Origin of the sequence: Legionella hackeliae (assembly GCF_000953655.1) — a bacterium.
GTDB classification, from domain to species: Bacteria; Pseudomonadota; Gammaproteobacteria; order Legionellales; family Legionellaceae; genus Tatlockia; species Tatlockia hackeliae.
In genome coordinates, this window is the sequence record NZ_LN681225.1 from 1737501 (window position 1) to 1761215 (window position 23715).

Genomic DNA, 23715 nt, shown 5'->3' on the forward strand with positions numbered 1-23715 from the left:
GCTGGAATTGTCTAGAGGATTATCAAGGCTATGTTAAATACCCTGATGAAAAAAATGTTTGGTAGCCGCAATGAACGTACTTTGCGACGAATGGAAAAAATGGTACAAGCAGTCAATGCATTTGAAACACAAATGCAAGCACTGTCAAATGAAGAGCTAGCAGCGAAGACCGCGCAATTTAAGGCACGCATAGCTGATGGTGAAACCCTGGATGAATTGCTTGCCGAAGCCTTTGCTGCAGTAAGAGAAGTAGCAGTACGAACTTTGGGATTGCGCCATTTTGATGTGCAGCTAATTGGAGGTATGGTTCTCCACGAAGGTAATATTGCTGAAATGCGTACCGGGGAAGGTAAAACGCTAGTAGCAACACTGCCTGCTTATTTAAATGCACTCACCGGGCGTGGAGTCCATATTGTTACGGTGAACGACTACCTCGCTAAACGGGATAGTCAATGGATGAAGCCCATCTATGAATTTTTAGGATTAAGTGTGGGTGTTATTTATCCCGATATGCCTCATCCGGAAAAGCAAGCAGCCTATCGTGCAGATATCGTTTATGGAACCAATAATGAATTTGGTTTTGATTATCTGCGTGACAATATGGCTTTTAGTCTTGAAGATAAAGTTCAACACGCATTAAATTTTGCCATTGTGGACGAAGTTGACTCCATCCTCATTGATGAGGCACGAACTCCATTAATTATTTCGGGTGCAGCAGAAGGTAGTTCTGAGCTTTACAAGAAAGTAAATGAATTAATTCCTCAACTTAAAAAACAAGTAGAGGAAGGGGATGATGGCCATTACACGGTGGATGAAAAGCAAAAACAAGCGCATCTCACCGAAGCAGGGCATCAATATGTAGAAGATTTATTGACTGAGAAAAAACTGCTTGATCCTGGTGAAAGTTTATATCACGCAAGTAACATCATTCTAATGCATCATGTCAATGCTGCACTGAGAGCGCATGCTATGTTTCATCGTGATGTTGATTACATTGTTAAAGATAATCAAGTTGTTATTGTCGATGAACATACCGGCCGTACCATGTCAGGTCGCCGCTGGTCTGAGGGTTTGCATCAAGCTGTAGAAGCGAAAGAAGGTGTTGCTATTCAGCATGAAAATCAAACATTAGCCTCAATAACATTCCAGAATTATTTCAGACTGTACAATAAACTATCTGGAATGACAGGTACTGCTGATACAGAAGCTTATGAATTCCAGCAAATTTATAATCTTGAGGTTGTCGTTATCCCAACGAATAAACCCATGCGTCGTCAAGATCAACCTGACCTGGTTTATTTAACCCAACAAGATAAATATCAAGCCATTATTGATGATGTCAAAGATTGTGTAGCTCGAAAACAACCGGTATTAGTGGGTACAGCCTCTATTGAAGCCTCTGAATTGTTAAGTAATCTTTTGAAGAAAGCAGGTGTTAAACATCAAGTATTAAATGCTAAATTCCATGAAAAAGAAGCGCAAATTATTGCTGAAGCCGGTCGACCTGGGGCAGTGACCATTGCCACTAACATGGCAGGACGTGGAACAGACATCGTTTTGGGTGGTAGCTTGTCTGCTGAGCTTGCAGCATTACCAGCAGAAACATCTGATATTGAGCGTCAAGCTGTTAAAGCAGACTGGCAAAAACGTCATGAAACCGTATTAGAAGCAGGGGGCTTAAGAATTATTGGCTCTGAACGGCATGAGTCTCGTCGAATAGACAACCAGCTTCGCGGCCGCTCTGGGCGTCAAGGGGATCAAGGAAGTAGCCGTTTCTATTTATCTCTTGACGACAATCTAATGCGTATTTTTGCATCAGAACGTGTTGCTGCAATGATGCGCCGCTTAGGAATGAAACCCGGTGAACCTATTGAACATACTCTGGTTACCAAAGCCATTGAAAACGCCCAACGTAAGTTAGAAGGACATCATTTTGATGTCCGTAAGCAATTGTTAGATTATGATAACGTTGCTAATGAGCAAAGAAAGGTAATTTATACACAACGTGCAGGCCTCATGGCGGTGAAAGATCCACAGGAAGCTGTAGAGGCTATGCGACAAGACGTCATTTATAGCTTGGTCGATAATTTTATTCCACCACAAAGCTTGGAAGATCAATGGGATCTGAAGGGTTTGTCTCAAACTTTAGCTGAAGACTTCAAAGTGAAGGCAAATATTAATGAGTGGGTAGAAGCGGATCATGGTTTACAGCCCGAAGAAATTCGTGAAAGAATTTATGCTCTGGCTGTTGAGCGTTACAAGGAAAAAGAGCAACTAACTGGTCGTGAAGTTCTCGCAGACTTCGAAAAATCAGTTATTTTGCAAACACTTGATAACCATTGGCGTGAACATTTAGCCGCAATGGATCATTTACGACAAGGTATTCACCTACGTGGTTATGCTCAAAAAGATCCCAAGCAAGAATATAAGCGCGAAGCCTTCACTTTATTCTCAATGATGCTTGATAACTTAAAATATGACATTGTTCGTTTGTTATCTTCAGTCGAAGTTCAAACCGCAGAAGATGTTAATGCTGTAGAAGAACAACGTCGTGCAGAGCAAGTGCAAAAGATGCAATTCCTTCATCAAGACGGTGATGCTGACAATAGAGAGCAAGCAGATACTACCTTTAGACGAGCCGAGCGAAAAATTGGACGAAATGATCCTTGTCCTTGTGGTTCTGGCAAAAAGTTTAAATCCTGTCATGGAAGTTTAGTTTGAAAGTAGCTGTTGCCGTCATTATTAATCAATCGGATGAAGTACTGATTACTCGTCGACCCCTACATGCTCCTCATGGGGGCATGTGGGAGTTCCCGGGCGGCAAACTTGAATCTAATGAGGCACCTGCAGAGGCTCTGATTAGAGAGATTAAGGAAGAAGTGGGGATAGATATACTGTCTTATCGCTTTTTGAAAGAAATTACTCATTCCTACCCAACAAGAACTGTTAGTTTACTGATTTTCGAAGTAAGAGATTTTAATGGAAAAGCTTCCTGTCTTGAATCACAGATGGACCTTCGCTGGGTGAGCATAAACGACTTATCTACTTATAATTTTCCAGAAGCTAATAGTAAAATTATTGAATTATTATACTCTCTCGAAAATAGCCAAATTTCCTAAAATAGTGTGAACTTAAATGAAACGCGCATTACTCTTTATATTCTTTAGTTTCCTATCCATTATCGGGAATACAGCCAGTCAAGTTCTGGTTCTTTCGGGTGGTGATAATCCTGGACTTAATCATTATTCACAATATTTACAAACTAAAACGCTTTATGAGTTTTTGGTCAACCAATATGGTAAAGAGATAGTAAGCGTTTATTTTGGCGCAGGGAATAATGAACTTCACCAGCCAATCCCGTTAGATGTGCATAAAAAAATCAATACAAAGCAGGATAAATATGACAAAACGGATTTAATGTTAACTGGTATTATTTCAAACAATCATCCTGCCACTAAAGGACAAATCAGTAGTTACTTCTTTTCCCCTAAAATCCTTTCTCTAAAACCCACTGATAATTTATTCCTTTTTGTTAGTGATCATGGAATGCCCTATAATTTTTTTGAAGATAAAAATGCCGCTCCCTATAGTAATAATTGCATTGACCTATGGCACTATGACAAACCTTTTATCAACAATTTTACTAACGAGAGCCATTTTAATAAGGCTTGCTTATCTAAAAATGAACTTCGTTCGCTGTTAGAACAAGTGCCAAGCAAACATATTGTGTTTGTTATGTCACAATGTTATTCCGGTGGTTTCCACCAATTATCGGTCAAACTAAAAGACAATTATCCCAGTGCGAATCCCAAAATTTGTGGATTTACTGCTGCAACAGAAGATCATTATGCTTCAGGTTGTACAGCTGATGCTGACGGTGCTACTTATCAGGGTTACGAGCGATCGTTTACTGAAAACTACACAGGAACAAGTATATTAAGCGGCCACAGACTTAAAAGCCCGTCAAAAGATATTTTTACTGCGCACCAACAAGCAATATTAGACGACATGACGGTAGATGTTCCTATTAGCACTTCTGATTATTATTTATTGCAATGGGCCGATTACTTTATGCGAGATCAATTCTCCTCACGTATTGCAAATTTTAATCAACAAGCAATTCAAAAACTCTTTAATGATTACAAGAATGAACTTAAATCAATTAATAACCAAGATTTAAATCAATTTGTTAATTTAAGTAAAGCCAATGAAGCTAAAATTATTTCTCTGTTTCCACAATTTAAAGAGTTTACACAGCTTTCAATAGCACAGCAAACTAAAAAAATAACCGCATTAGAACAAGAAATCCAAGAACAAGGAGATGAGTTAGAGTCAACTTGGGAGGGTATGATGAATCTTTATCGCAATGTAATCAATGCACAATGGAGTCAAAGCTTAAGACAACATCAAATTACCCACTTAAATTCCAAAATTTATCAATTTGAACAAGAGTTTTATCAAGCAATTATTAAACAGGACCTGTATAAACATCCTTTTCAACTGGAAATGTATTATTTGCAATATTTATCGGCAAACAATAATGACAAAGAGCTCGCTGATTATCAAAAGAATAGATTACATATTATCAGGCAATGGGCCAAGGATAAAGATGATCCAACGTTAGCTAACACGATAGATTACTATCAAGCTTTGGATAAAAAGCAACAGCAATTGCAAGACATAATCGCAAAAAATGAAAATAATAAACAATTATTAAAGCGGATTTTAACTTACAACAAAATTATTGCTGCTTGGGTTACCTTAATAAAAATTAACGATAAAACTGCATTGGATGAATTACAAGGATTATTGAGGTGCGAACATTCTGAACTCATACGTAGGCCGGGTTAAGACCCCAGACCTACGAAGAGACAATGCTCCCTACAATGTTAGTACACGGACGCAGCGCACACCTCGGAGCTCAGATTTATCATCAGGACCTTGTTCTCCTGCCCCTAAAACTAATATTTGAGCCCATGCCGCATCAAATGGACTAGTAGATAGTTCAGTCGATGACCAAAACACCCCAAATAAATTTCCAACCCCATTTTCGACCAAATTGCTCTGTAAATTTTGTAATGTTGGAGATAGCGCAGTGCCACAACCAGTGTCCGGACCTGTTCCAGTATAATATCCAAGCTCACAAATCGATGGTAAATACCAATCAGTGTATCCACCAATTGTTGCTTTGCAACGTCCAGCTGCATAAAGAGAACGATTAATCGCTGGATTTGTTTGTGGTGGCGAATAATACGTCACAATTACCCCGGTATTACAACTACCATCGGTGTTTCCATTACAAGCTGACGGAGGGTTTGTCGAGTTTTGATAGATACCCGGGACATTATTTGTAACGACAACACCATTATTATCAGAACTCCATAAAACACCTGTCATTGGAGATGCCTGATTGGAGAGCGCTGCAACTTTGCCGCCAACACTCCCAGTAATTGGTGTTCCATCATCAAAGGCAAAGACAAAGCCTGATTGATAAACACTCCCATAAGTCAAAATATTAAGAGTTGGTGCTAAAGTATTCGTATTTTTACCCTTAATAGTTAGAGTGATGGGAGTAGGGTTAAGGTTACCTGGAGTGGCAGTTGGAGATACTCCTGGAGTTATTCTTAAAACACAACTCCCTCCTGGTTGAATAGTTCCACAATTAGCAGGTGTAATCGTTGTTCCTGCTGGTAAGGCTGATGATAGGCTATAGGCAACATCCGTTGCTACTTCTGAACCGGTGTTAGTGATCGTAATGACCCGGGTAGTTCCGCTAACGCGTAAAGCTAATGTGGATACACTACTTGAAAGTCTGGTTTGACCTGGCTCTAAAACAAGTCTAACTTTGAGTATATCTTCCGAGCTAGGTTGATAACATTCATTAGGATTCTGGTTATCACAAACCGTAGGGCCACCAACCAGACTTCCTCTCAATGCACTACCTATTATCCGCAAGGTTAGAGTACAGGATTGATGATAGGCTAAACGGAAATTTTTTCGACAATAATTTCCAGTTGCAACTTGTTGAACCCCAGTAATCGGCTTCATTTGCAAAACATGAGATAGCCTGGATTGATTGGTCACTGTATATTGAACAGTGGCTACATCACTTTCAAGAAGGGTAATAGAGGTTGCTGTTTCCGGATCAAACGTCCAGAGCGGTTTTCCAGCCTCTGCCGTTGTAAATATAAATAATGCAGCAAAAGCAGCGAATAGTCTGCGAGATATAGTCATATTTTTCCCTTATGCCAAATAGGTAATATTGAACATAACGCCATTGGTATAAACATGATCAAGAGCTAGTCCACTGTTTAAAGTTTGTCCTACCGAACGATCAAGCTGGCTTTTCCCCCAGTCAGCAAACTCATAGCCAACGCCAATCTGCCAATTGGTAGAAATTGCTTTCTGCAGACCAGCACCCAATGTATAGGTGAATGTGGTTTTTGTGTTTGAAGCAAAATTAGGCATTTGAATTGCTTCAAAAATTAAAGGGTTATTATTAAAATCATAAGCATGGTTAAAACCTACGCCTGCGCTGCCGCTTATCCAGGGAATAACCGCATAACCTCTATCAAATAATAATTTAGCTTTGGCGGCGATATGACCATGATTGATGCGATAACTGTAACTATAATTATCAAACTGAGGATCAGCATCATCCCAAATAATACCCGATAGTTTTGCATTTCCAGCTGCTGCGACTGCAATCCCAAATTGCCCTTGCCATTGCTCACTTAAGACTTGTTGTAGACCTATAAAGATTTCGCCTGCTGCCAAAGTTCGAGTTGAGTTATTGGGTACATAAGTTTTTATAATATCAGGAGCAACATAAAATGTCTGCGTTTCACCTGGATCAGCCCAAGCTGGACCCGCACTTAATGTGATAACATAAGATGGTGATGGAGGACCATCCTTATAAACAACCTTATTAAGTGTGGTGGCTGAAAATAACGAAGTACTTGTAGCGATTAAGGGAATAACAACTAACTGACACGCCTTTCTTCTCTCTAAATACATATTCAATCCCTGATTCCTAATTTTTAGACCAATTTATGATATCTGATAATGTATTGAATGGAAATGCATTTTTTCTACTCAAAACGATAGCTCATTAAAGATAGTAATGCTCCACTTAGTAAAACAACTATCCCGAATCCCTGTACAAGGTTAATTTGTTCACCAAGAAGCAGTATTCCAAAAATAACAACAAATACAGGCTCAAGTACAGACAGTATTGATGCTTGTAAAGAACTAATATGTTGCAAACCCTTTAGTAGCAATACAATTGGCAAGGCGGTACAAATAACTCCAATGCCACAAATATTGAACCAAACATCAAGACGAGTGGGTATAAAAAATGTTCCTTCAATAAAAGCCGCTATTAAAGAAACCAACATTGCACCAATTGACACGAATAATGTTGCTAGAAGTGCTGGTACAGGACTGCTTTTACTTGCTATTAAATAAAGAGCGTACAAAAGAGCTGATAATAAACTCAAACCAACTCCCATTAAATTAAAATGGAATTGGCTGCCATTCACCAATAACATCATACCCACAAAAATAATCATTAATGCCACGTAATAAATTTTGCTAATTTTTTGTTTAAAAAACAGGAAATTAATTAATAGTACCATTGAGGGATAGGTAAAAAAGATTACCATCGATAATCCCGAACCAATGTATTCTGTAGAAACAAAATATAAAATGGAGCACGTCCCATAAAATGCAGCGCCATAAAAAGTAACTTTGATTATTTCAATGAGATTAAAAGAAAGCAATTTTAGGCGAGGGATTAAAAGTAGACACATAAATAAGCTAGACACTAAAAATCGCCAGAACAACATGGTATTAACAGAGACATTGGCGTTCATCACGCTAACACCAAAATAACCAATTAATCCAAAAAAAAGGCCTGACAGTGCAGCATATAAAGCGCCATTATTTTTGTGCGACAAAGGGATTACCTCATAAATTACTCAACGCTATTATGCCAGAATGATGAAGTTACAGAAACAGAAGAGCACTTTAGTTAGGGTTACAGCTGGCAAATAGCCAAATCAAGTCTGGCATTGGTTTCTCGTACTTCACGCATCGTGCTAATATCACATAGTCGCAGACTCAAACCATGATGTCCTAATTGTATTTTAGGAGCAATACCAAATGATTTTTCAATTCTTAATAAAATAAGATGACATGAGGATTTGGGAGGAAGAGGGCGCTGATAGAACCCGTTAAACATATCTATCTTGTTAAATTCTGCACTATCTCTAAGCAAAGACAAATATAATTCCACGGTCGCTTGTAGGGCATTTAAATTCTTTAACCAATTCCCTAAATCACGTTGTCTTACTGTTGGGCAGGATTCTAACCAAAGTAGAAGTTGAGGAGAATACATCTCACAATCATTACTTTGGGTTGAATAAGACATTCGTATGGATTGCAGAAAAGGATTATTGTGAATATCACCACCAAATCGCCCAACTACATGCGCTAAAATCTGAATTTGCAGACATAAATTATTGTATAAAACCTCGGAGATAACTGTATTGCTTTTATTCAATGAATGCTCAATACGCATTAATTCCTTTAAAAATCGACTCTTAAGCTCAGGTTTTTCAATTAATTTAATAATTTCAATAACATTTTTTAAAGCGTAGTGATGAACAACAGGATGAGTCTCTACACAGCCTTCTAGAATGGTTTGATAGAGATACTCAAGACGTAAAGCAATTTTAGGTAAATAATGAGTAGCTAGTTGAAAAGTGATTGTATCTTCAAGCATATAACGTTTGCTGTCCTTAGCTGATTGCTGCTCAGTTTAACATAAAATAACAATATACGAAAATACCAAGAAAATTAAAAACTTACAATCAATTAAAGGGTTTTATCAGCAGCAAATTGCAAATATCTTTGATGTAAATTTGTAATTTGCTCTTTGAGCACCTCTAACGAATCATTATTTAGGATTATATCATCGGCGATTGCGATTCTTTCTGCATCATCAGGTTGAGCTAAAAGAATGGCCTTGGCTTCTTCTTTTGAGCAGTTATCTCTTTTTATCACTCGTCTAATTTGTTCCTGTTGATCAGACAACACTGCTAATACGCGATCAAGATAAGGATAAACCCGCCTATCTTTCAGCAAAGGGATTTCAACAACAGAGTAGGGACTTCTGCTATGTGGTAATAACTCCACAATATGCTCTCTTATAAGCGGGTGTAATAATTGCTCCAGCCAGAGTCGTTGTTCAGGATTAGAAAAAATAATTTGGCGAAGTTTGGCACGGTCGATTTCTTTCGAGGTTGCCAGAATAGATTCGCCAAAGCGGTTTATGATTTTTTTATAAGCCAGCCCATTTTTTTTGGTCAAATCACGAGCAATATGATCGGCACTAATGACTGTTATCCCTTTGCTTTTAAGAAAGGAGGCGACCGTCGATTTTCCACTGGCAATATTCCCGGTTAATCCAACACAATACATTAGAAATTCCGTACATTCAGATTTCTACAAGTAAATAAATACACGTAACAAGTTTCAGGCAGAGCACTATTTGCCTGACAATAAGCTTTAGCCCCCATCGCGGCATCACTTGCCTTGTCATAGATATTGCTAAACCAGGGCACTGCAGCTAAATCAAGTGCCAGACAACGCCACATCGCACGTGTAGTCATACCATTAACAATTGCTTCGCAATCCTCTTTAGAGGTCTTACACGTTGTCGGAACTCTACTTTGCTTCTTACAGGCATCAAACGCTTTATTGATAGATGTTATTTGATAATCGCTGTGTGCTGTCCATGATTTATTATCCGCATCATAGGATGTACATTTCCAGTAATTTGAGTCAGATAATTCTGCGCTGAGAGTAGTTTGCGATAAGAGAAAAATACTACAAAAAGCAATCGTAATTAATTTATTTTTCATGTGTTAATCCATTAGTATTTTTATTAAGTGCTCATAGGGCACTGCTTTTTCAAAAAACCAACCTTGCATAAATCTTACCTGACATTGGCGTAAAAATATAAATTGTTCTTTGGTTTCCACACCTTCAGCTATAATTTCAAGCTTTAATGAATTCCCCATATGAATGATAGCCTGATTCAGGTTTTCTGTGATAGCTCCTGTTCCAATGGCATGAATAAATATTTTATCTATCTTTAGATAATTGAACGGGAAATGTTGCAAATACTTAATGCTAGCATGGCCTGTACCGAAATCATCAATTGCCAAGGAGTGTCCACGGGTTCTTAATTCATGCATTCTAGCCATCAGTTTTTTATTAGTTTGATCAAATAACTCCCTTTCAGTGAGCTCAATCATAATTTGCTGAGGCCTAATCTCATACTGTTCGCATAACTGATAAAATTGAATAAAAAAGTCATTGTCTTGAAAATGAGCTGCAGAGAGGTTTACAGCCAGATGGAAATCAGGTTTTGTACTTAAAAACAGGTGAGTCTCTTTAAATGCCTTTCTTAAAACCTGTAAAGTCATAGGAACGATAAGACCTGATTGCTCAGCTTCCTCAATAAACAAATCTGGCATAATCTCATGTACATCAGTTTTCCAACGCAATAGAATTTCCGCACCACAGTATTTATTTTGCTCGCAATCCATCACGGGTTGGTAAACAGGCTGGAAGCTATTGTTTTTTATCGCAGTATTTATCGCATGACCTAAAGAAAAACGTTTATTTAAAATATTTCGTATTTGCAGATATAACAGGTAGGAAACTAATAAGATAATCAATACAGCAAATAATAAGTGGTAAAGAAAGCCAGCAGTAAAATGTTTTTGATGAACTAACAATATAATTTTGAATTCATCTAGATTTTGAAGCTGAGCTTGAACCAGATTGGAGGAGTTAAGATTTGCCAAAACGCCACCAGGGTCCATGCCATGGTAAAGAACAAATTTCTTTTGTGACTGACTATAGAGTCCAGAAAATATAATTTCATTAGGAACAGAATTCAGTATCTTTTGAATAATGGGCTGTACAATATAAATGCCCAGATAGTAATCACCCAATTTTTGCTGCAATAAGAAAGCATTTTCTCTTAAATCATCTATTGCTAAAGGCCCGAACAGAGTTGGGCTTACAGCTGAAGGAGGGGGAAGAGAATAATTCTTTCCTAGTGTTGAACAAATCACTTTATTGTGAATATCACTAATTACAATGGCAGAAATGGCAGGATGATTAAAAACCACACTTCTTAGACGGTAAATAAGGTCATTTTTACAATCATGAAAATTACGACCATATAAAGGAAAGGAGTATGCAGACTTCAACGCCTCTTCAATGAGGTTGTCAGTCTTAAGTTTTAGCTCATCAGCAACGAATTGGATTTGCCGCCGCCTCTCTCTTTCAAAATGAGACCATTCGAAATATAAAACAAGAATAAGAAAAATAACCGTAAGAAGCATCAACAGTCCATTTATTGCTTGTCGCAGGGTTGTAGAATTGGTATGGCCTATTTTTCTCATTCAATGTTAGCTATAAATCGCTTTTATAGAGTTTAGGGTAATTTCAGCCAAACTCTCAATAGTCTTAGTATCTGTATTCAATGGAGGCAACCAGTATAATGTGTTTCCTATTGGCCTTAACAAGGCTCCACGATGAATAGCCTCTTTGTATAGTTCATAGCCAATACGTTTGCCTTTTATCTCCATCAAATCTGCCGCGACCATTGCGCCCATGGATCTAACATTGGTTAGACGCCCGGTAATCGATGCTATTTCAGCTAATAATGTACGCATTGTAAACTCAAGATCCATTGCTTGCTGATTCGTATTTTCCTCTTCCATTGCATTTAATGTTGCCAAGGCAGCGCTTACTGCTAATGCGTTGCAGCTATAAGTGTGAGAATGCAAAAATGATTTCCCACTCTCATAATCATCATAAAAAAGCTCATAAATTGAATGTTCAATTAACACACAACTTAGAGGCAAAGCTCCTGAGGTTAATCCTTTTGATAAACAAATTAAATCCGGTTTTATTCCGGCATGCTCAGAAGCGAACCATTTTCCAGTTCGTCCCAGACCAGTCATTATTTCATCCGCGATGAAATAAATACCATTTTGTTTTGCCCACTCTGCTAATTTTCTTAGAAAATCCGCGCTGTAACAAAGCATCCCACCCGCACCCTGGAGGATAGGCTCAACTATGACTGCGCAGGTATTGTTTTTAACTTTTTCAAGCTGAGGTAATGTCTGCTGCCAATGTTCATCCGCATTCAACCACAAAGAGTCAGATTGTCCAGTAAGATAAGGAATTGTCGGCAAAAATTCACAAGTAACGCCATAATCTTCATAGGGTTTCTTATAAAGCCCTAGATCACTGACACTGAGTGTACCCAGTGTTTCACCATGATAACTATTTTCTAAGGCCACGAAATTTGTTTTATGAGAGAGGCCTTTTAGTTGCGAAGCATGTAAAGCAAGCTTCATGGCGATTTCAACAGCGCTTGACCCATCACTCGCAAAAAAAACATGCTGATTGCCACTTAAACTAGCCATTTTTTCACCAAACTCCGCTAGGAGAGGATGAGTTGTATTTGCTCCAATGACATGCTCAAACATTTCCAATTGTTTTTGGATAGCAGAAATAACAGCAGGATGACCATGACCTAAAGCTTTGCACCACCAGCTTGATAATGCATCAATAAGAGGACCTTTATCGGTATATAAATAACTTCCTTTTGCAGAATTGACAATTAAAGGAGGGCAGGTTTGAAAATCTTTCATTTGGGCGCATGGATGCCAAATGTGCTTGAGATCTTTATCGATAATTAGATTGCTGTTAACCATTAATAGACTTTTAGGTTGACAATAAATGCGCTGACTTTATCATGTTGACATCCTAAGCGAAAGTGATGCCAGACATCGCTTTGAGAATAAGAATAATCAAGGGGAAAACGTGAATAAACCTGTGCAGTGGACTCTCAGTGAAATTACCAGAATCTATGAACAACCTTTCAATGACTTAATTTATGCAGCACACCGTGTTCACAGAGAAAATCATCCTGACAACGCAGTGCAACTTGCAAAACTATTAAGTATTAAAACGGGGGCTTGTCCTGAGGATTGCGGATATTGTTCACAAAGCGGTCATCACAGTACCCACGTTGAGAAAGAAAATTTGATGACTGTCGAACAAGTTTTAAGTAAAGCCCAAGAAGCTAAAGATAATGGCGCCAAACGCTTTTGCATGGGTGCCGCATGGCGCTGCCCTCCAGATAAAGCAATGCCTCAATTGAAAGACATGATCGCAGGGGTTAAAGCGATGGGATTAGAAACCTGTATGACTTTAGGCATGTTAAGCGCCCAACAAGCCAATACTCTAAAAGAAGCAGGTTTAGATTACTATAATCATAATATTGATACCTCACCATCCTACTATGACAAAGTAGCAACCACTCGAAAATTTAGTGATCGACTAGAAACCATTGAACATGTACGTCAAGCGGGGATTCGCGTTTGCTGCGGTGGAATCTTGGGATTGGGTGAAACTCGCGAAGATAGAATAGAGTTTTTAATGACATTAGCCAATATGGAAACTCCACCAGAAAGTGTGCCCATTAATCGATTAATTCCTGTTGAAGGAACTCCTCTTGCAAAAGCACAGCCCGTTGAAGGAATAGAACTTGTTCGAACAATTGCCACAGCACGACTTTTGATGCCAAAAAGCGTCATTCGTTTAACGGCAGGTAGAACGGAAATGACTGATGAACTACAAGCTCTTTGTTATTTTGCGGGTGCAAATTCGATTTTTATTGGTAATAAATTACTTACAGAACCCAATCCCAAACAAGACAAGGATCAACTCTTGTTTGAGAAATTAGGTTTAAGAGCATTTGCTGAAGCATGATAGAAGACTCTCTCAACAATTATTCCCAGGAACTGCGAACTACAGGTCTGCATCGTCAACGCCGACTAGTTTGCAGTTCAAAATTTTCACTGAATTTCAGCTCAAATGACTACTTGTCACTCACCCATGAGAAGCACATCAAAAAAGCGTTTCAGATCGGGTTTGAAAAATATCCCTGTGGCAGTGGTGGGTCGATGGTTGTTTGTGGCTATCATCCTATCCACAAATCTCTTGAACACGCGTTCTCACAGGCTTTAACGATAGACGATGCGCTACTGTTTTCTTCAGGGTATGCAGCCAACTTAGGTGTCATTTCGCTCTTGGCTCGTCTTGACGCTCATCTTTATATTGACAAAAGCATTCATGCTTCTTTTTACGATGGCATTCAGCTGAATAACGCCCGTTATACTCGGTTTTTGCATAATAATCTTCGGGATTTGCAAACCAGATTACTCACAACCACTAGTGACTCTATTGTTTTGACAGAAGGCATTTTTAGCATGAGTGGTCAATTAGCTCCATTGTCAGAAATATCCGACTTATGCAACAAATCACAATCAAATCTTATCGTGGATGAGGCTCATGCGTTTGGAGTCTTAGGACCACAAGGTCTTGGAGCAGTTGTTCATTATCGATTAGACCAACAACAAGTGCCTTTGAGAATTATTCCTTTTGGGAAAGCCTTTGGAGCACAAGGAGCAATTGTCGTTGGCGAGAGCAGATGGATTGATGCCCTTTTGCAATCAGCAAGATCACATACTTATTCGACAGCAATCAGTCCGGCTATCACTTATGGTTTACTGGAAACTCTGACGGTAATTATGGATGCAGATGAACGGCGTAAAAAATTATTTGAGTTGGTTGATTATTTTCACAAAGCAATAAAATTATCACCCTTAAAATGGAGTCCCTCACAAACACCTATTCAACAACTACAATTAGGCTGCCCGCGTAAAGCCTTGTACTATGCAGCGCAACTGCAACAACAGGGAATTTTTTGTCAACCAATGAGAGAACCCACTGTTACTAAAAAAGATACCGGACTTCGGGTTATTTTGAATTATCATCATGAACCCAAAGACATTGAGACTTTATTTTTAACATTAGAACAAATTTATGAATCTGAACATTGAAATACGAGGAGAGGGACAAGCTCTTGTATTTTTTCATGGCTGGGGATTTGACCATACGATATGGTTGACTTTAACCGCCATCCTCGAAAAAAAATACAGGCTATACCTGGTTGACTTGCCAGGATTTGGCCGGAGTTCATCGATGAGTTGGTCTCAATTTAAATCTTACTTACTTCGACATTTACCTGATGACTTTGTGCTTGTGGGTTGGTCAATGGGAGGATTATATGCTTCTCGACTGGCTATCGAAATCCCCGAACGAATCATTCATCTGATTAATATTGCTTCATCACCTCGTTTTATTAAAGAAGACCATTGGCCTGGTATTGATAAATCTATTTTTGATGGTTTTTTTAAAAATTTAACCGCTGATCCGCAGCAAACAATTTCTGAATTTATTGGCTTACAACTGAAAGATCAAACCTATCAATACTCTCATCAATTTTTGCCAAATACAGACAGCTTGAAAGACGGCTTAACAGTTCTTGCAGATTGGGATTTGCGTCAGGCTTTAAGTGATTTCAAAAAACCAGCCAGTTTTCTATTTGGTCGGCTTGATGCTATTACACCACGTACTACCATGCCAGTGATGCAAAAGCTTTATCCTTCTTTTAAATATGTGATGTTCTCAAAAGCAGCCCATATGCCTTTTCTCTCACATCAAGACGAATTTATCACAACGCTGGAGACAATTCTTACATGAGATATTTTTTTATAACAGGTACTGATACGGATTGCGGTAAAACGTATGTAACTTGCCAACTTATTGATTATTTTAAGCAATTTGGAAAAACGCTCGCTGTTAAACCTGTCGCCAGTGGCTGCATTGATAACAATGGACAATTACTTAGTGAAGATGTCCTGCATTTGGAAAAGCATAACCGAACTCTTGAATACCCCATTAATAGGTGGCGATTTCGTGCTCCCATTTCCCCTCATCTAGCAGCAAAAAAAGAAGGGCAGCAGCTATTAGTTCATGACATTGCCAGATTTTGCTCACAAGAACACTATCAAAAATTCGATTATCTTCTTATTGAAGGTGCAGGAGGGCTGTTAGTTCCCTTAAATGACGATGAAACCTGGCTAGATTTTCTGAAGCTAACTCAATTTCCAGTTATTCTGGTTGTTGGGATGAAATTAGGTTGTCTTAATCATGCCTTACTCACTTCCCTGGTTTTACAAAGCAACAAAATCCCTTTTTGTGGATGGATTGCCAATTGTCTGGATAGAAATATGCTGGCATTGTCAGACAATATCGCTACATTATCAGAAAAGATACCCGTTCCTTTGTTAGCAACCGTTCCATTTCAAGGAAAACTAATAGCTCACAGACTTTCAGAGTGGGTTTAGTTATCTTTTCAGACTAATTCCGCGGTGCAAATCAATAAAAAGCCTTTTATATCACGTTTAAGGTGTTTAATGCATTGTTCATATGCATCTAGTTAGCTATAATTCAATACTGTTTAAAAAAAGCTAAAAAATAGCGTGAATGGTCAATTTCTGGAGATTAATTGATGCCAATTTACGAATACGAGTGTAAAAATTGCCATCATCAATTTGATTTGATGCAAAAAATCAGCGATGACCCTGCAAAACAGTGTCCTCAATGTTTTCAGGAAACTGCTGTACGATTGGTTTCGGCTGCTGGATTTCAACTAAAAGGAACCGGCTGGTATGTCACTGATTTTAAAAATAAAGAGAATAAAACAGCGAATAAAGCAACGACTGATACACCAACAACCGAAAAAAAGTCTGCAGAAACAACAAGCAAAACAGAGAAAAAAGGTGATTAAGATTGAAGTCTAAAGTGTTTCGCCGCTATCTTTTTGCGGGCCTGGTAGTTTGGTTACCCATTGTTGTTACATTCATTGTTTTACGATTTATTGTTGAGCTGCTTGATAAAACCATGGCTTTGCTCCCTAATTCCTATCAGCCAGACACCTTACTCGGTTTTCATATTCCAGGATTAGGGGTTATTTTATCACTGGTCATTATTTTAACAACAGGAGTTGTTGCGACCAATTATTTTGGCCAGCGTCTGGTTAGCTCTGGGGAAAAGGTACTTGCACGGATTCCTTTGGTTCGCTCAATTTATAACGCAGCCAAACAGGTTATCAATGCTTTATTCGCTAGTAATAGCCAAGCGTTTCGCAAGGTTCTACTCATAGAATACCCACGCAAAGGAATTTGGAGTCTTGCTTTTCTCACTGGGAGCACCGATGACACAATAATTTCAAAGCATACTGGGGATGAAATTCTATCTGTCTTTGTACCAACAACCCCTAATCCTACCTCAGGATTTTTGATGATGGTGTCTAAGAAAGAAGCAACTGAATTATCGATGACTGTAGACGAAGCATTGAAATTCATTATCTCTTTAGGAGTAATGCAACCTCCAACAACTGCTGTAACTCCCGATTTAAAAATTTAATTATATAAAAACAGGCGGCCACTATGAGATCACATTATTGCACTAGCGTTCAGGAATCAATGATTGGACAATCAGTTAGTATTTGCGGTTGGGTGCATAATCGTCGCGATCATGGTGGTGTGATATTTCTAGATATTCGAGATCGTTCAGGTATAGTTCAGGTGGTTTATGAGCCAGAATTCGCCTCTGTTTTTACAATTGCCGAAAAATTACGTCATGAATATGTTGTCCGAATCACAGGAACAATTCGCCATCGCCCTCAAGGCATGATCAACGAAAAAATGGCAACCGGACGTATTGAGATTCTCGGCGCAGAACTAGAAATATTAAATCAATCTAAAACACCTCCCTTTTTGCCGGATCCTCATCAAATGGTGAATGAAGATTTGCGTTATCGGTACCGTTATTTAGATTTAAGACGCAGCGACATGCAACATAACTTGACACTTCGCCACAATCTAATCCGCTCTATACGCGAATATCTCAATGAACAAGGCTTCTTAGACATTGAAACCCCAATGCTTACTAAAGCCACACCAGAAGGTGCGAGAGATTACTTGGTGCCTTCACGTGTACATCCTGGACAATTTTATGCGTTACCCCAATCCCCACAGCTGTTTAAACAGTTGTTAATGATGTCTGGTTTTGACAAATACTATCAAATTGTCCGTTGCTTTAGAGATGAAGATTTACGTGCTGACAGACAGCCTGAATTTACTCAGCTCGATATAGAGATGAGCTTTATCAATGAAAATCATATCCAAGAGCTGATCGAAGGCATGCTGAAGAAAGTTTTTAAAGAAACACTGCAAGTTGAGTTGCCCGAAAAACTGCCCAAAATGACCTATGCCGAGGCTATGAGACGTTTTGGTAGTGATAAGCCAGATTTACGAATTCCTTTAGAGTTGGTTGATGTTGCAGACTTGGTCAAGGACTGTGATTTCAATGTCTTTGCAAGTGCCGCAGCAAATCCAGAGGGACGAGTTGTTGCTTTAAAACTACCTAATGGTTGCGAATTAAGTCGTAAAGCGCTCGATGATTACGGTGTATTTGTCGGAATTTATGGAGCAAAAGGCTTAGCTTACATTAAGATTAATGATCTCGAACAAGGTATACAGGGCTTACAGTCACCGATTCTTAAATTCCTGTCTGAAGATTGTATCAAGAAAATTATAGAGCGCGTGGAAGGAAAAACCGGTGATGTCATTTTCTTTGGGGCAGGGCATGCTCAATTAGTGAATGAATCCATGGGAGCTCTGCGAGTCAAGCTCGGACATGACAATAACCTCGTAGAGCAGGGCTGGCGTCTGTTATGGGTTGTTAACTGGCCTATGTTTGAGATGGATTTAAAAACTAATCAATTACAATCAATGCATCATCCCTTCACTTCTCCCCAAGAATTGTCTGTGGAAGCACTAAAACAGCATCCTACACAGACTCTTGCTAAGGCCTATGATATTGTAATTAATGGTTTTGAAATTGGTGGTGGTTCTATTCGTATCCATCAACCTCAATTACAACAAACAGTATTTGAATTATTAGGAATAGGAAAAGAGGAAGCCGATGAAAAGTTTGGATTTCTATTGGATGCCTTGGAGTACGGCTGTCCTCCTCATGGCGGTATTGCATTAGGTATTGACCGTTTAGCGATGCTGTTAACCTACTCCAGCTCAATTCGTGATGTTATTGCATTTCCCAAAACTCAATCCGCATCTTGTCTTTTGACAAATGCGCCGACGGCTATTGGGAACACGCAACTTAATGAGTTAGGAATTCGTCTTGCACCCACAGCGACAAAATAAGCACATTAAAACCAGCACCTCGTTAAAGAGCGGCTGGTTTTCCTTCTACCTTTTACTAAGCCTGGTTTTTTTCTGGCTTTTGCCTGTGCATTCTGGATTTGCCAAAACCGAGGATAGCACGAGTAAGCTAATAGAATATCTCGTACAAGAAAAGAATAAACTTACCTTGGCCATTAACGAGATAAAACTGATACCGCCGCCTGTTGACCAAGCAAGCTATCAAAGGCAATTGCAAGAAAATAATGCGATGATGGCGCTTAATCAGGCAAAAATTACGAGCTTTGAGAGTTTTTTAACGAATCAAAAACAGCTGCAACAAAATTTTAGCCAACGATTAAAAAATCTGCAGCAAACCTCCTTATCTCAAACAACACAAATTAATTCTCAGGAACGAATTGGTAAAATTAACACGCTTACTGATGTTAATAAAAAAACAATTGAGTTAATTAACGAAAATTTAGCCTTGGCCACTCGTTATCAAGATGCATTGGTTTCACATAAACAACAATTGGATTTATGGTACTCCAAAGCCTTAATGCAAGAGCAAGTTGAAAAGCTTCATCATCAAAAAGATAAATTTAATCAATCTTTAGCTCGCCTGTACGAGCACACCATAAAACTTCAACAAGATATCAGAACAGACGCAGCGTTCTCCTCTGTCTATATGGCGGAAGCAAAGTTACTGCTTAATAACCAGGTCATTAACCTAACACAATATAAGATAGCCGAACTTGACCTCCAAAAGCGATTAGTGAAGGCTGATTATTTGTTATTGAAAGATCCCAATATTCGAACACTGCAAAAAGTTGCTGAAACTTACAAAGAAGCTATTATTCAATTATCCAATATGGAACAGAGTTTGAAAAAAATAGTCTCCATGTTGACTGATGAACGCGCTCATTTAACCGATGAAAATTTAAAAAAACAATTTTCAGCATTAATACGTATTGTCAATGCAAGGATAGAAGGTGTTGTTATCCAGCAGCAAACTTTGCAAGAGGACCTGGAGAATCATCAGGCTGAGTTAAAAAAGCAACTATCAGTTCGACAGAGCTTCTCTGAGTATCGCATTGATAGCTGGCCAATTATTTTTCAGCAGATCGTTCATATTCCCACTCAATTTTATAACTATCTAAAATCGCTGGCATTGAAGGTTAAAGATAATTATCTATGGCTAGATTTTTTCCCTGCAACCCTACTATGGACTATACTAGGTCTCATTATTCTTGGATCTTATGGTTTATATAAATTATTAAAACAATTAACCAGAGATAAAGAACGCTCCAGATTATCTGGACATCTTTATGATGGGGCACTCATATTATTAAGTCGTAATATTCCCTCATCTCACCCTTGCTGCAGCGATGATGGTCGTACTTTATTTCAACCATATTCTTTTTTCTAATTACCAATTACTACTCAATTTATTTTTTGTCTGGCTTATTTTCAGAGCTCTTATTCTAATCGCAAGACTTGTACTACTTGAGAGAGTTAGTGATTCCTCTGGTACCGACGTCCGCCTGTATTATCGTATTAAATGGCTGCTGCTTGCTGGTGGTTGGGCAACAGCATTGATGGTTATTAGCCATTTGTTACCATTATCGATGCTTCTACAAGACATATTTAATCGTCTGTTTATGTTATTTTTGCTAGCCGTATCAATTGTTGGCTGGAAAAATAGAGAAACCATTAGTCATTTACTCCATCCTGTTTTGAAAACTAAAAAGCGTTATTTCCGTAATGCAGTAATGCTATTGGTAGTACTTATCCCCTTAACATTATTTACAACAGCAGTTATTGGTCAAATAGGATATATCAATCTGGCATGGTCTATGAGTCGTTATGAGGTGCAAATTTTACTCATCCTCACCTGCTACGTAGTAACACGAGGCTTATTAATTGATGCCCTGGAGCTTTTTTCAGAGTGGATGATTTCTTCCATGCGCAACGGCTGGTTGTGGATTGAGGTTTTCCTAAAGCCATTAGACAAAATTTTAAGGGTCTTATTAATTGGTTTTAGTCTCTATATTTTATGCCAACTTTTTGGACTTCATTCTGACTCAGTAATTATTGCCAATTTATTGAAATTTGGTGAATATCCCTTGGTTAATCTGTCAGGAGTTTATATTACTCCCTTTAGTATTATCGCATTCCTTATTTTACTCTCAGTCTTTGCCTGGTCTGCAAAATGGACACGTGAATTCGGTTACCGTTGGCTTTATCGAAATGCTCGAGATGCCGGTATTCGTAACAGTTTATCGGTTTTTACCCAATATGCGGTTATTTTAGTTGGGGGTTTTATCACCTTACGTGTTTTAGGTCTGGATTTTAGCGGTATGTCAATGGTAATTGGGGGACTTGCTGTTGGGATGGGATTCGGTTTACGTGACTTTGCATCCAATGTTGTCGGTGGTTTAATGTTATTGATTGAACGCCCTGTACGTGAGGGTGACTTGATTACTTTGGGTACTTTCGAAGGGCGCGTAGCTCATATTGGAATTCGCTCCATGCGTGTTTGCTCATGGGATAATACCGAAGTGTTAATTCCAAATGCAGAAACGTTTAATAAACCATTCACCAATTGGACACATCAAGACAGCATCGTGCGAACCGTTATTCCAATTAAAGTCAGTAGAGCCGATGATCCAGTAATGATTCAACAACTTATTCTGGATGTGTTGGCCATTATTCCAGAAATTGTTAGTGATCCTGCGCCGCAAGTATTTTTGAAGCAAATTGATGATGCATTAATTGAGTTTGAAATACGTTATTTCATTAATGTACAGACACATACACGCTTTGAAATTCGTTCAAAAGTACTCTTTGCAATTACGTCTCAATTCAAAGCAGCGGGTGTGAAAGCACCCATTCCACCTATTAGCGTGGAATTAAAAGAAGGTGAACATGCACCCATTATTTCCAAAAGAACAATTGAAGAGTGAGTCTGAACTTCTCAATCGTTGTCGAAATATTGAGGGATTAAGTTTTTTGCAATTGGCGTCTATGTTAGGACTGCGTATTCCTTTGGAAAGTTCAAAGCGAAAAGGTTGGACAGGTCTTGCTATTGAACTAGCTTTAGGAACTACTGCTGGAACAAAGTCTATGCCTGATTTTTCAAATCTTGGCATTGAACTTAAAACTTTACCTTTAAATCATAAAGGAAAACCCGCTGAATCAACCTTCGTAACCAGCATTCCCTTATTGACAATCCATCAGCAGCAATGGATATCGTCTCAATGCTATGCCAAGTTAAAGCGGATTCTTTGGATACCTGTGGAAGGAGATAAGACGATTCCTTTTGAGCATCGACGCATAGGGCATGGTTTCTTATGGTCACCCAATGAAACTGATGAATCCATTCTTTCACAGGATTGGCATGAATTGACATACATGATAGGCAGTGGACATTTAGAAAAAATTGATGCCACCATAGGACAGTATTTGCAAATTCGCCCTAAAGCAGCCAATGCAAAATCACTTTGTTATGGGTTTGACGAAGGGGGTAATAAAATCTTAACACTGCCTCGGGGATTTTATTTGCGAAGCAGTTTTACAACTCAAATCCTGCAAGAATCCATTCGGGATTTTTAAAACATATTCATTAGCTTTAAAGCAATTTGGTTTTTAGAAAAACAGCCAAATTTATCACGTAAATTTTCGAAATGCCTTTCGATGGTTCGTCTTGATACATTCAGCAATTTTGCAGTTTCATCAGAAGTTTTTCCTTTGATATACCAAAATAATACTTCTTTTTCACGCGGCGTAATTTGAACTTTCGACTCTGCTGAATAAAACATTGTTGGCAATGTTTGCTCGCTAGAGTTTTTATCTCTAAATGATGTATCCCATAGATTAGTAAATTCAGGAACTTGGTTCGCTTGAATTATATTTTTATTGAATTTATCGCGAATAAATGTAATTTGGTCTTCAAAGTAGTTGCTAAATTTTTTAAAGATATCAAGATTATTTAAGTAGATATGATTAATATCATGCTTTCCAAGAGGAGCCTCAAAAGAATACAACTTAATCATGTGATTTTCAGTGACTTCTAATATTCGAAACGAATGCCCATAACCGAAATTATTGAGTAACTGAAATACTGGTAAACTGAATTGCTTGCGCTCCTCCTGATAAACGTCAATTAAATAAAATCCAGTTTTAGGGTAAGTTTTCAGGATGCTGACTGGTGCTGTTTCAACAAGATGCTGGTGCACGCATTGTTCATAATAATCACTATCAGATTCCAACCAAATATAATTTCCTGCTTCATTCATCTCAACATAGCTGAAATGATTGATGCCTGTCATTTTAAACAGATCTTTACAAGCGTCATTAACATAGTCAGTATAATTAATTAAATCAGTAGTATTCATTGGTTTAGCATCAACGTTATTTAAAAACATAAAATCCAGGCATGACGTTAAACTGCTCAATAATTTAACACATTGCCCACAATTAATCAATACTTCCTTCATTTTTTGAA

General features: G+C 38.4%; 22 protein-coding genes. 13 read left to right on the forward strand and 9 right to left on the reverse strand.

Translation table 11 applies throughout. From position 1 onward, the window contains the following. The first annotated feature begins 30 nt into the window (after positions 1 to 30). Genes secA through LHA_RS07780 form a run of 3 tightly spaced genes read left to right on the forward strand, consistent with a single transcriptional unit; the run spans position 31 to position 4851 of the window. Positions 31 to 2721 (forward strand): preprotein translocase subunit SecA, encoded by a 2691-nt coding sequence (gene secA / locus LHA_RS07770; RefSeq protein ID WP_045106039.1) that lies wholly within the window; start codon positions 31 to 33, stop codon positions 2719 to 2721. Next, positions 2718 to 3119, forward strand: coding sequence for an 8-oxo-dGTP diphosphatase MutT (gene mutT, locus LHA_RS07775; RefSeq protein ID WP_045106040.1), 402 nt, complete (start codon positions 2718 to 2720; stop codon positions 3117 to 3119). Before secA ends, mutT begins: the two co-directional genes overlap by 4 nt. Before the next feature lie 16 nt (positions 3120 to 3135). After that, on the forward strand, positions 3136 to 4851 hold the full coding sequence (locus LHA_RS07780) for a hypothetical protein (protein WP_231861881.1): 1716 nt from the start codon (positions 3136 to 3138) through the stop codon (positions 4849 to 4851). Between the two features lie 30 nt (positions 4852 to 4881). On the opposite strand, the gene LHA_RS16035 is transcribed toward LHA_RS07780, so the two are convergent. The 8 genes from LHA_RS16035 to bioA all read right to left on the reverse strand — a co-directional run bounded on the left by LHA_RS16035 (position 4882) and on the right by bioA (position 12806). Then, the gene (locus LHA_RS16035) at positions 4882 to 6234 is read right to left on the reverse strand and encodes a DUF1566 domain-containing protein (RefSeq protein ID WP_052673638.1); all 1353 of its coding nucleotides are present in this window, start codon (positions 6232 to 6234) and stop codon (positions 4882 to 4884) included. A gap of 9 nt (positions 6235 to 6243) precedes the next feature. Beyond that, positions 6244 to 7017: an outer membrane protein gene (locus tag LHA_RS07790; RefSeq protein WP_052673639.1), complete on the reverse strand. Its 774-nt coding sequence runs from the start codon at positions 7015 to 7017 to the stop codon at positions 6244 to 6246. Positions 7018 to 7091: 74 nt separating this feature from the next. After that, the gene (locus tag LHA_RS07795) at positions 7092 to 7958 is read right to left on the reverse strand and encodes a DMT family transporter (RefSeq protein ID WP_052673640.1); all 867 of its coding nucleotides are present in this window, start codon (positions 7956 to 7958) and stop codon (positions 7092 to 7094) included. Positions 7959 to 8038: 80 nt separating this feature from the next. Continuing rightward, positions 8039 to 8785 carry a cell division protein ZapD gene (zapD, locus tag LHA_RS07800; protein WP_045106042.1) on the reverse strand — a complete coding sequence of 249 codons (747 nt, stop codon included), beginning with the start codon at positions 8783 to 8785 and terminating at the stop codon, positions 8039 to 8041. Positions 8786 to 8877: 92 nt separating this feature from the next. Next, positions 8878 to 9483, reverse strand: coding sequence for a dephospho-CoA kinase (coaE, locus tag LHA_RS07805; RefSeq protein WP_045106043.1), 606 nt, complete (start codon positions 9481 to 9483; stop codon positions 8878 to 8880). Next, entirely contained in the window at positions 9483 to 9926 is a 444-nt protein-coding gene (locus tag LHA_RS07810) for a hypothetical protein (protein WP_052673641.1), read from the reverse strand. The genes coaE and LHA_RS07810 overlap by 1 nt, the downstream gene beginning before the upstream one ends. Before the next feature lie 3 nt (positions 9927 to 9929). Then, a complete protein-coding gene (locus LHA_RS07815) occupies positions 9930 to 11483 on the reverse strand; it encodes an EAL domain-containing protein (protein ID WP_082060316.1) in 1554 nt (517 codons plus the stop codon). A 6-nt stretch (positions 11484 to 11489) separates the two neighbouring features. Further along, complete coding sequence (gene bioA, locus LHA_RS07820; RefSeq protein WP_045106045.1) at positions 11490 to 12806, reverse strand: adenosylmethionine--8-amino-7-oxononanoate transaminase; 1317 nt, start codon at positions 12804 to 12806, stop codon at positions 11490 to 11492. Between the two features lie 109 nt (positions 12807 to 12915). On the opposite strand from bioA, the gene bioB reads away from it, so the two are divergent. The 10 genes from bioB (at position 12916) to mutH (ending at position 22823) form a co-directional block, all read left to right on the forward strand. Next, positions 12916 to 13866 carry a biotin synthase BioB gene (gene bioB / locus LHA_RS07825; RefSeq protein WP_045106046.1) on the forward strand — a complete coding sequence of 317 codons (951 nt, stop codon included), beginning with the start codon at positions 12916 to 12918 and terminating at the stop codon, positions 13864 to 13866. Continuing rightward, entirely contained in the window at positions 13863 to 14999 is a 1137-nt protein-coding gene (locus tag LHA_RS07830; protein ID WP_045106047.1) for an aminotransferase class I/II-fold pyridoxal phosphate-dependent enzyme, read from the forward strand. Before bioB ends, LHA_RS07830 begins: the two co-directional genes overlap by 4 nt. Continuing rightward, positions 14983 to 15702, forward strand: a complete 720-nt coding sequence (locus tag LHA_RS07835; RefSeq protein WP_045106048.1) for an alpha/beta fold hydrolase — start codon at positions 14983 to 14985, stop codon at positions 15700 to 15702. The genes LHA_RS07830 and LHA_RS07835 overlap by 17 nt, the downstream gene beginning before the upstream one ends. After that, on the forward strand, positions 15699 to 16349 hold the full coding sequence (gene bioD / locus LHA_RS07840; protein ID WP_045106049.1) for a dethiobiotin synthase: 651 nt from the start codon (positions 15699 to 15701) through the stop codon (positions 16347 to 16349). Before LHA_RS07835 ends, bioD begins: the two co-directional genes overlap by 4 nt. Before the next feature lie 164 nt (positions 16350 to 16513). After that, positions 16514 to 16792, forward strand: coding sequence for an FmdB family zinc ribbon protein (locus LHA_RS07845; protein ID WP_045106050.1), 279 nt, complete (start codon positions 16514 to 16516; stop codon positions 16790 to 16792). 2 nt (positions 16793 to 16794) lie between these two features. Next, positions 16795 to 17430 (forward strand): DUF502 domain-containing protein, encoded by a 636-nt coding sequence (locus LHA_RS07850; protein WP_045106051.1) that lies wholly within the window; start codon positions 16795 to 16797, stop codon positions 17428 to 17430. 23 nt (positions 17431 to 17453) lie between these two features. Continuing rightward, the gene (gene aspS / locus LHA_RS07855) at positions 17454 to 19232 is read left to right on the forward strand and encodes an aspartate--tRNA ligase (protein ID WP_045106052.1); all 1779 of its coding nucleotides are present in this window, start codon (positions 17454 to 17456) and stop codon (positions 19230 to 19232) included. Further along, on the forward strand, positions 19210 to 20637 hold the full coding sequence (locus tag LHA_RS17300) for a hypothetical protein (RefSeq protein ID WP_231861882.1): 1428 nt from the start codon (positions 19210 to 19212) through the stop codon (positions 20635 to 20637). The genes aspS and LHA_RS17300 overlap by 23 nt, the downstream gene beginning before the upstream one ends. Continuing rightward, on the forward strand, positions 20600 to 22174 hold the full coding sequence (locus tag LHA_RS17305; protein WP_231861883.1) for a mechanosensitive ion channel family protein: 1575 nt from the start codon (positions 20600 to 20602) through the stop codon (positions 22172 to 22174). Before LHA_RS17300 ends, LHA_RS17305 begins: the two co-directional genes overlap by 38 nt. Further along, positions 22137 to 22823 (forward strand): DNA mismatch repair endonuclease MutH, encoded by a 687-nt coding sequence (gene mutH, locus LHA_RS07865; RefSeq protein WP_045106053.1) that lies wholly within the window; start codon positions 22137 to 22139, stop codon positions 22821 to 22823. The genes LHA_RS17305 and mutH overlap by 38 nt, the downstream gene beginning before the upstream one ends. Here the strand turns inward: mutH and LHA_RS07870 are convergent. Further along, positions 22820 to 23707 (reverse strand): helix-turn-helix transcriptional regulator, encoded by an 888-nt coding sequence (locus LHA_RS07870; protein ID WP_082650291.1) that lies wholly within the window; start codon positions 23705 to 23707, stop codon positions 22820 to 22822. The genes mutH and LHA_RS07870 overlap by 4 nt on opposite strands. Positions 23708 to 23715: the final 8 nt, after the last annotated feature.

Coding starts and splice junctions, on each gene's coding strand:
- secA (WP_045106039.1), top strand. CDS start 31: ATGTTAAATACCCTGATGAAAAAAATGTTTGGTAGCCGCAATGAACGT.
- LHA_RS07780 (WP_231861881.1), top strand. CDS start 3,136: ATGAAACGCGCATTACTCTTTATATTCTTTAGTTTCCTATCCATTATC.
- LHA_RS16035 (WP_052673638.1), bottom strand. CDS start 6,234: ATGACTATATCTCGCAGACTATTCGCTGCTTTTGCTGCATTATTTATA.
- LHA_RS07790 (WP_052673639.1), bottom strand. CDS start 7,017: ATGTATTTAGAGAGAAGAAAGGCGTGTCAGTTAGTTGTTATTCCCTTA.
- zapD (WP_045106042.1), bottom strand. CDS start 8,785: ATGCTTGAAGATACAATCACTTTTCAACTAGCTACTCATTATTTACCT.
- coaE (WP_045106043.1), bottom strand. CDS start 9,483: ATGTATTGTGTTGGATTAACCGGGAATATTGCCAGTGGAAAATCGACG.
- LHA_RS07810 (WP_052673641.1), bottom strand. CDS start 9,926: ATGAAAAATAAATTAATTACGATTGCTTTTTGTAGTATTTTTCTCTTA.
- LHA_RS07815 (WP_082060316.1), bottom strand. CDS start 11,483: ATGAGAAAAATAGGCCATACCAATTCTACAACCCTGCGACAAGCAATA.
- bioA (WP_045106045.1), bottom strand. CDS start 12,806: ATGGTTAACAGCAATCTAATTATCGATAAAGATCTCAAGCACATTTGG.
- LHA_RS07830 (WP_045106047.1), top strand. CDS start 13,863: ATGATAGAAGACTCTCTCAACAATTATTCCCAGGAACTGCGAACTACA.
- LHA_RS07835 (WP_045106048.1), top strand. CDS start 14,983: ATGAATCTGAACATTGAAATACGAGGAGAGGGACAAGCTCTTGTATTT.
- bioD (WP_045106049.1), top strand. CDS start 15,699: ATGAGATATTTTTTTATAACAGGTACTGATACGGATTGCGGTAAAACG.
- LHA_RS07845 (WP_045106050.1), top strand. CDS start 16,514: ATGCCAATTTACGAATACGAGTGTAAAAATTGCCATCATCAATTTGAT.
- aspS (WP_045106052.1), top strand. CDS start 17,454: ATGAGATCACATTATTGCACTAGCGTTCAGGAATCAATGATTGGACAA.
- LHA_RS17305 (WP_231861883.1), top strand. CDS start 20,600: ATGGTCGTACTTTATTTCAACCATATTCTTTTTTCTAATTACCAATTA.
- mutH (WP_045106053.1), top strand. CDS start 22,137: ATGCACCCATTATTTCCAAAAGAACAATTGAAGAGTGAGTCTGAACTT.
- LHA_RS07870 (WP_082650291.1), bottom strand. CDS start 23,707: ATGAAGGAAGTATTGATTAATTGTGGGCAATGTGTTAAATTATTGAGC.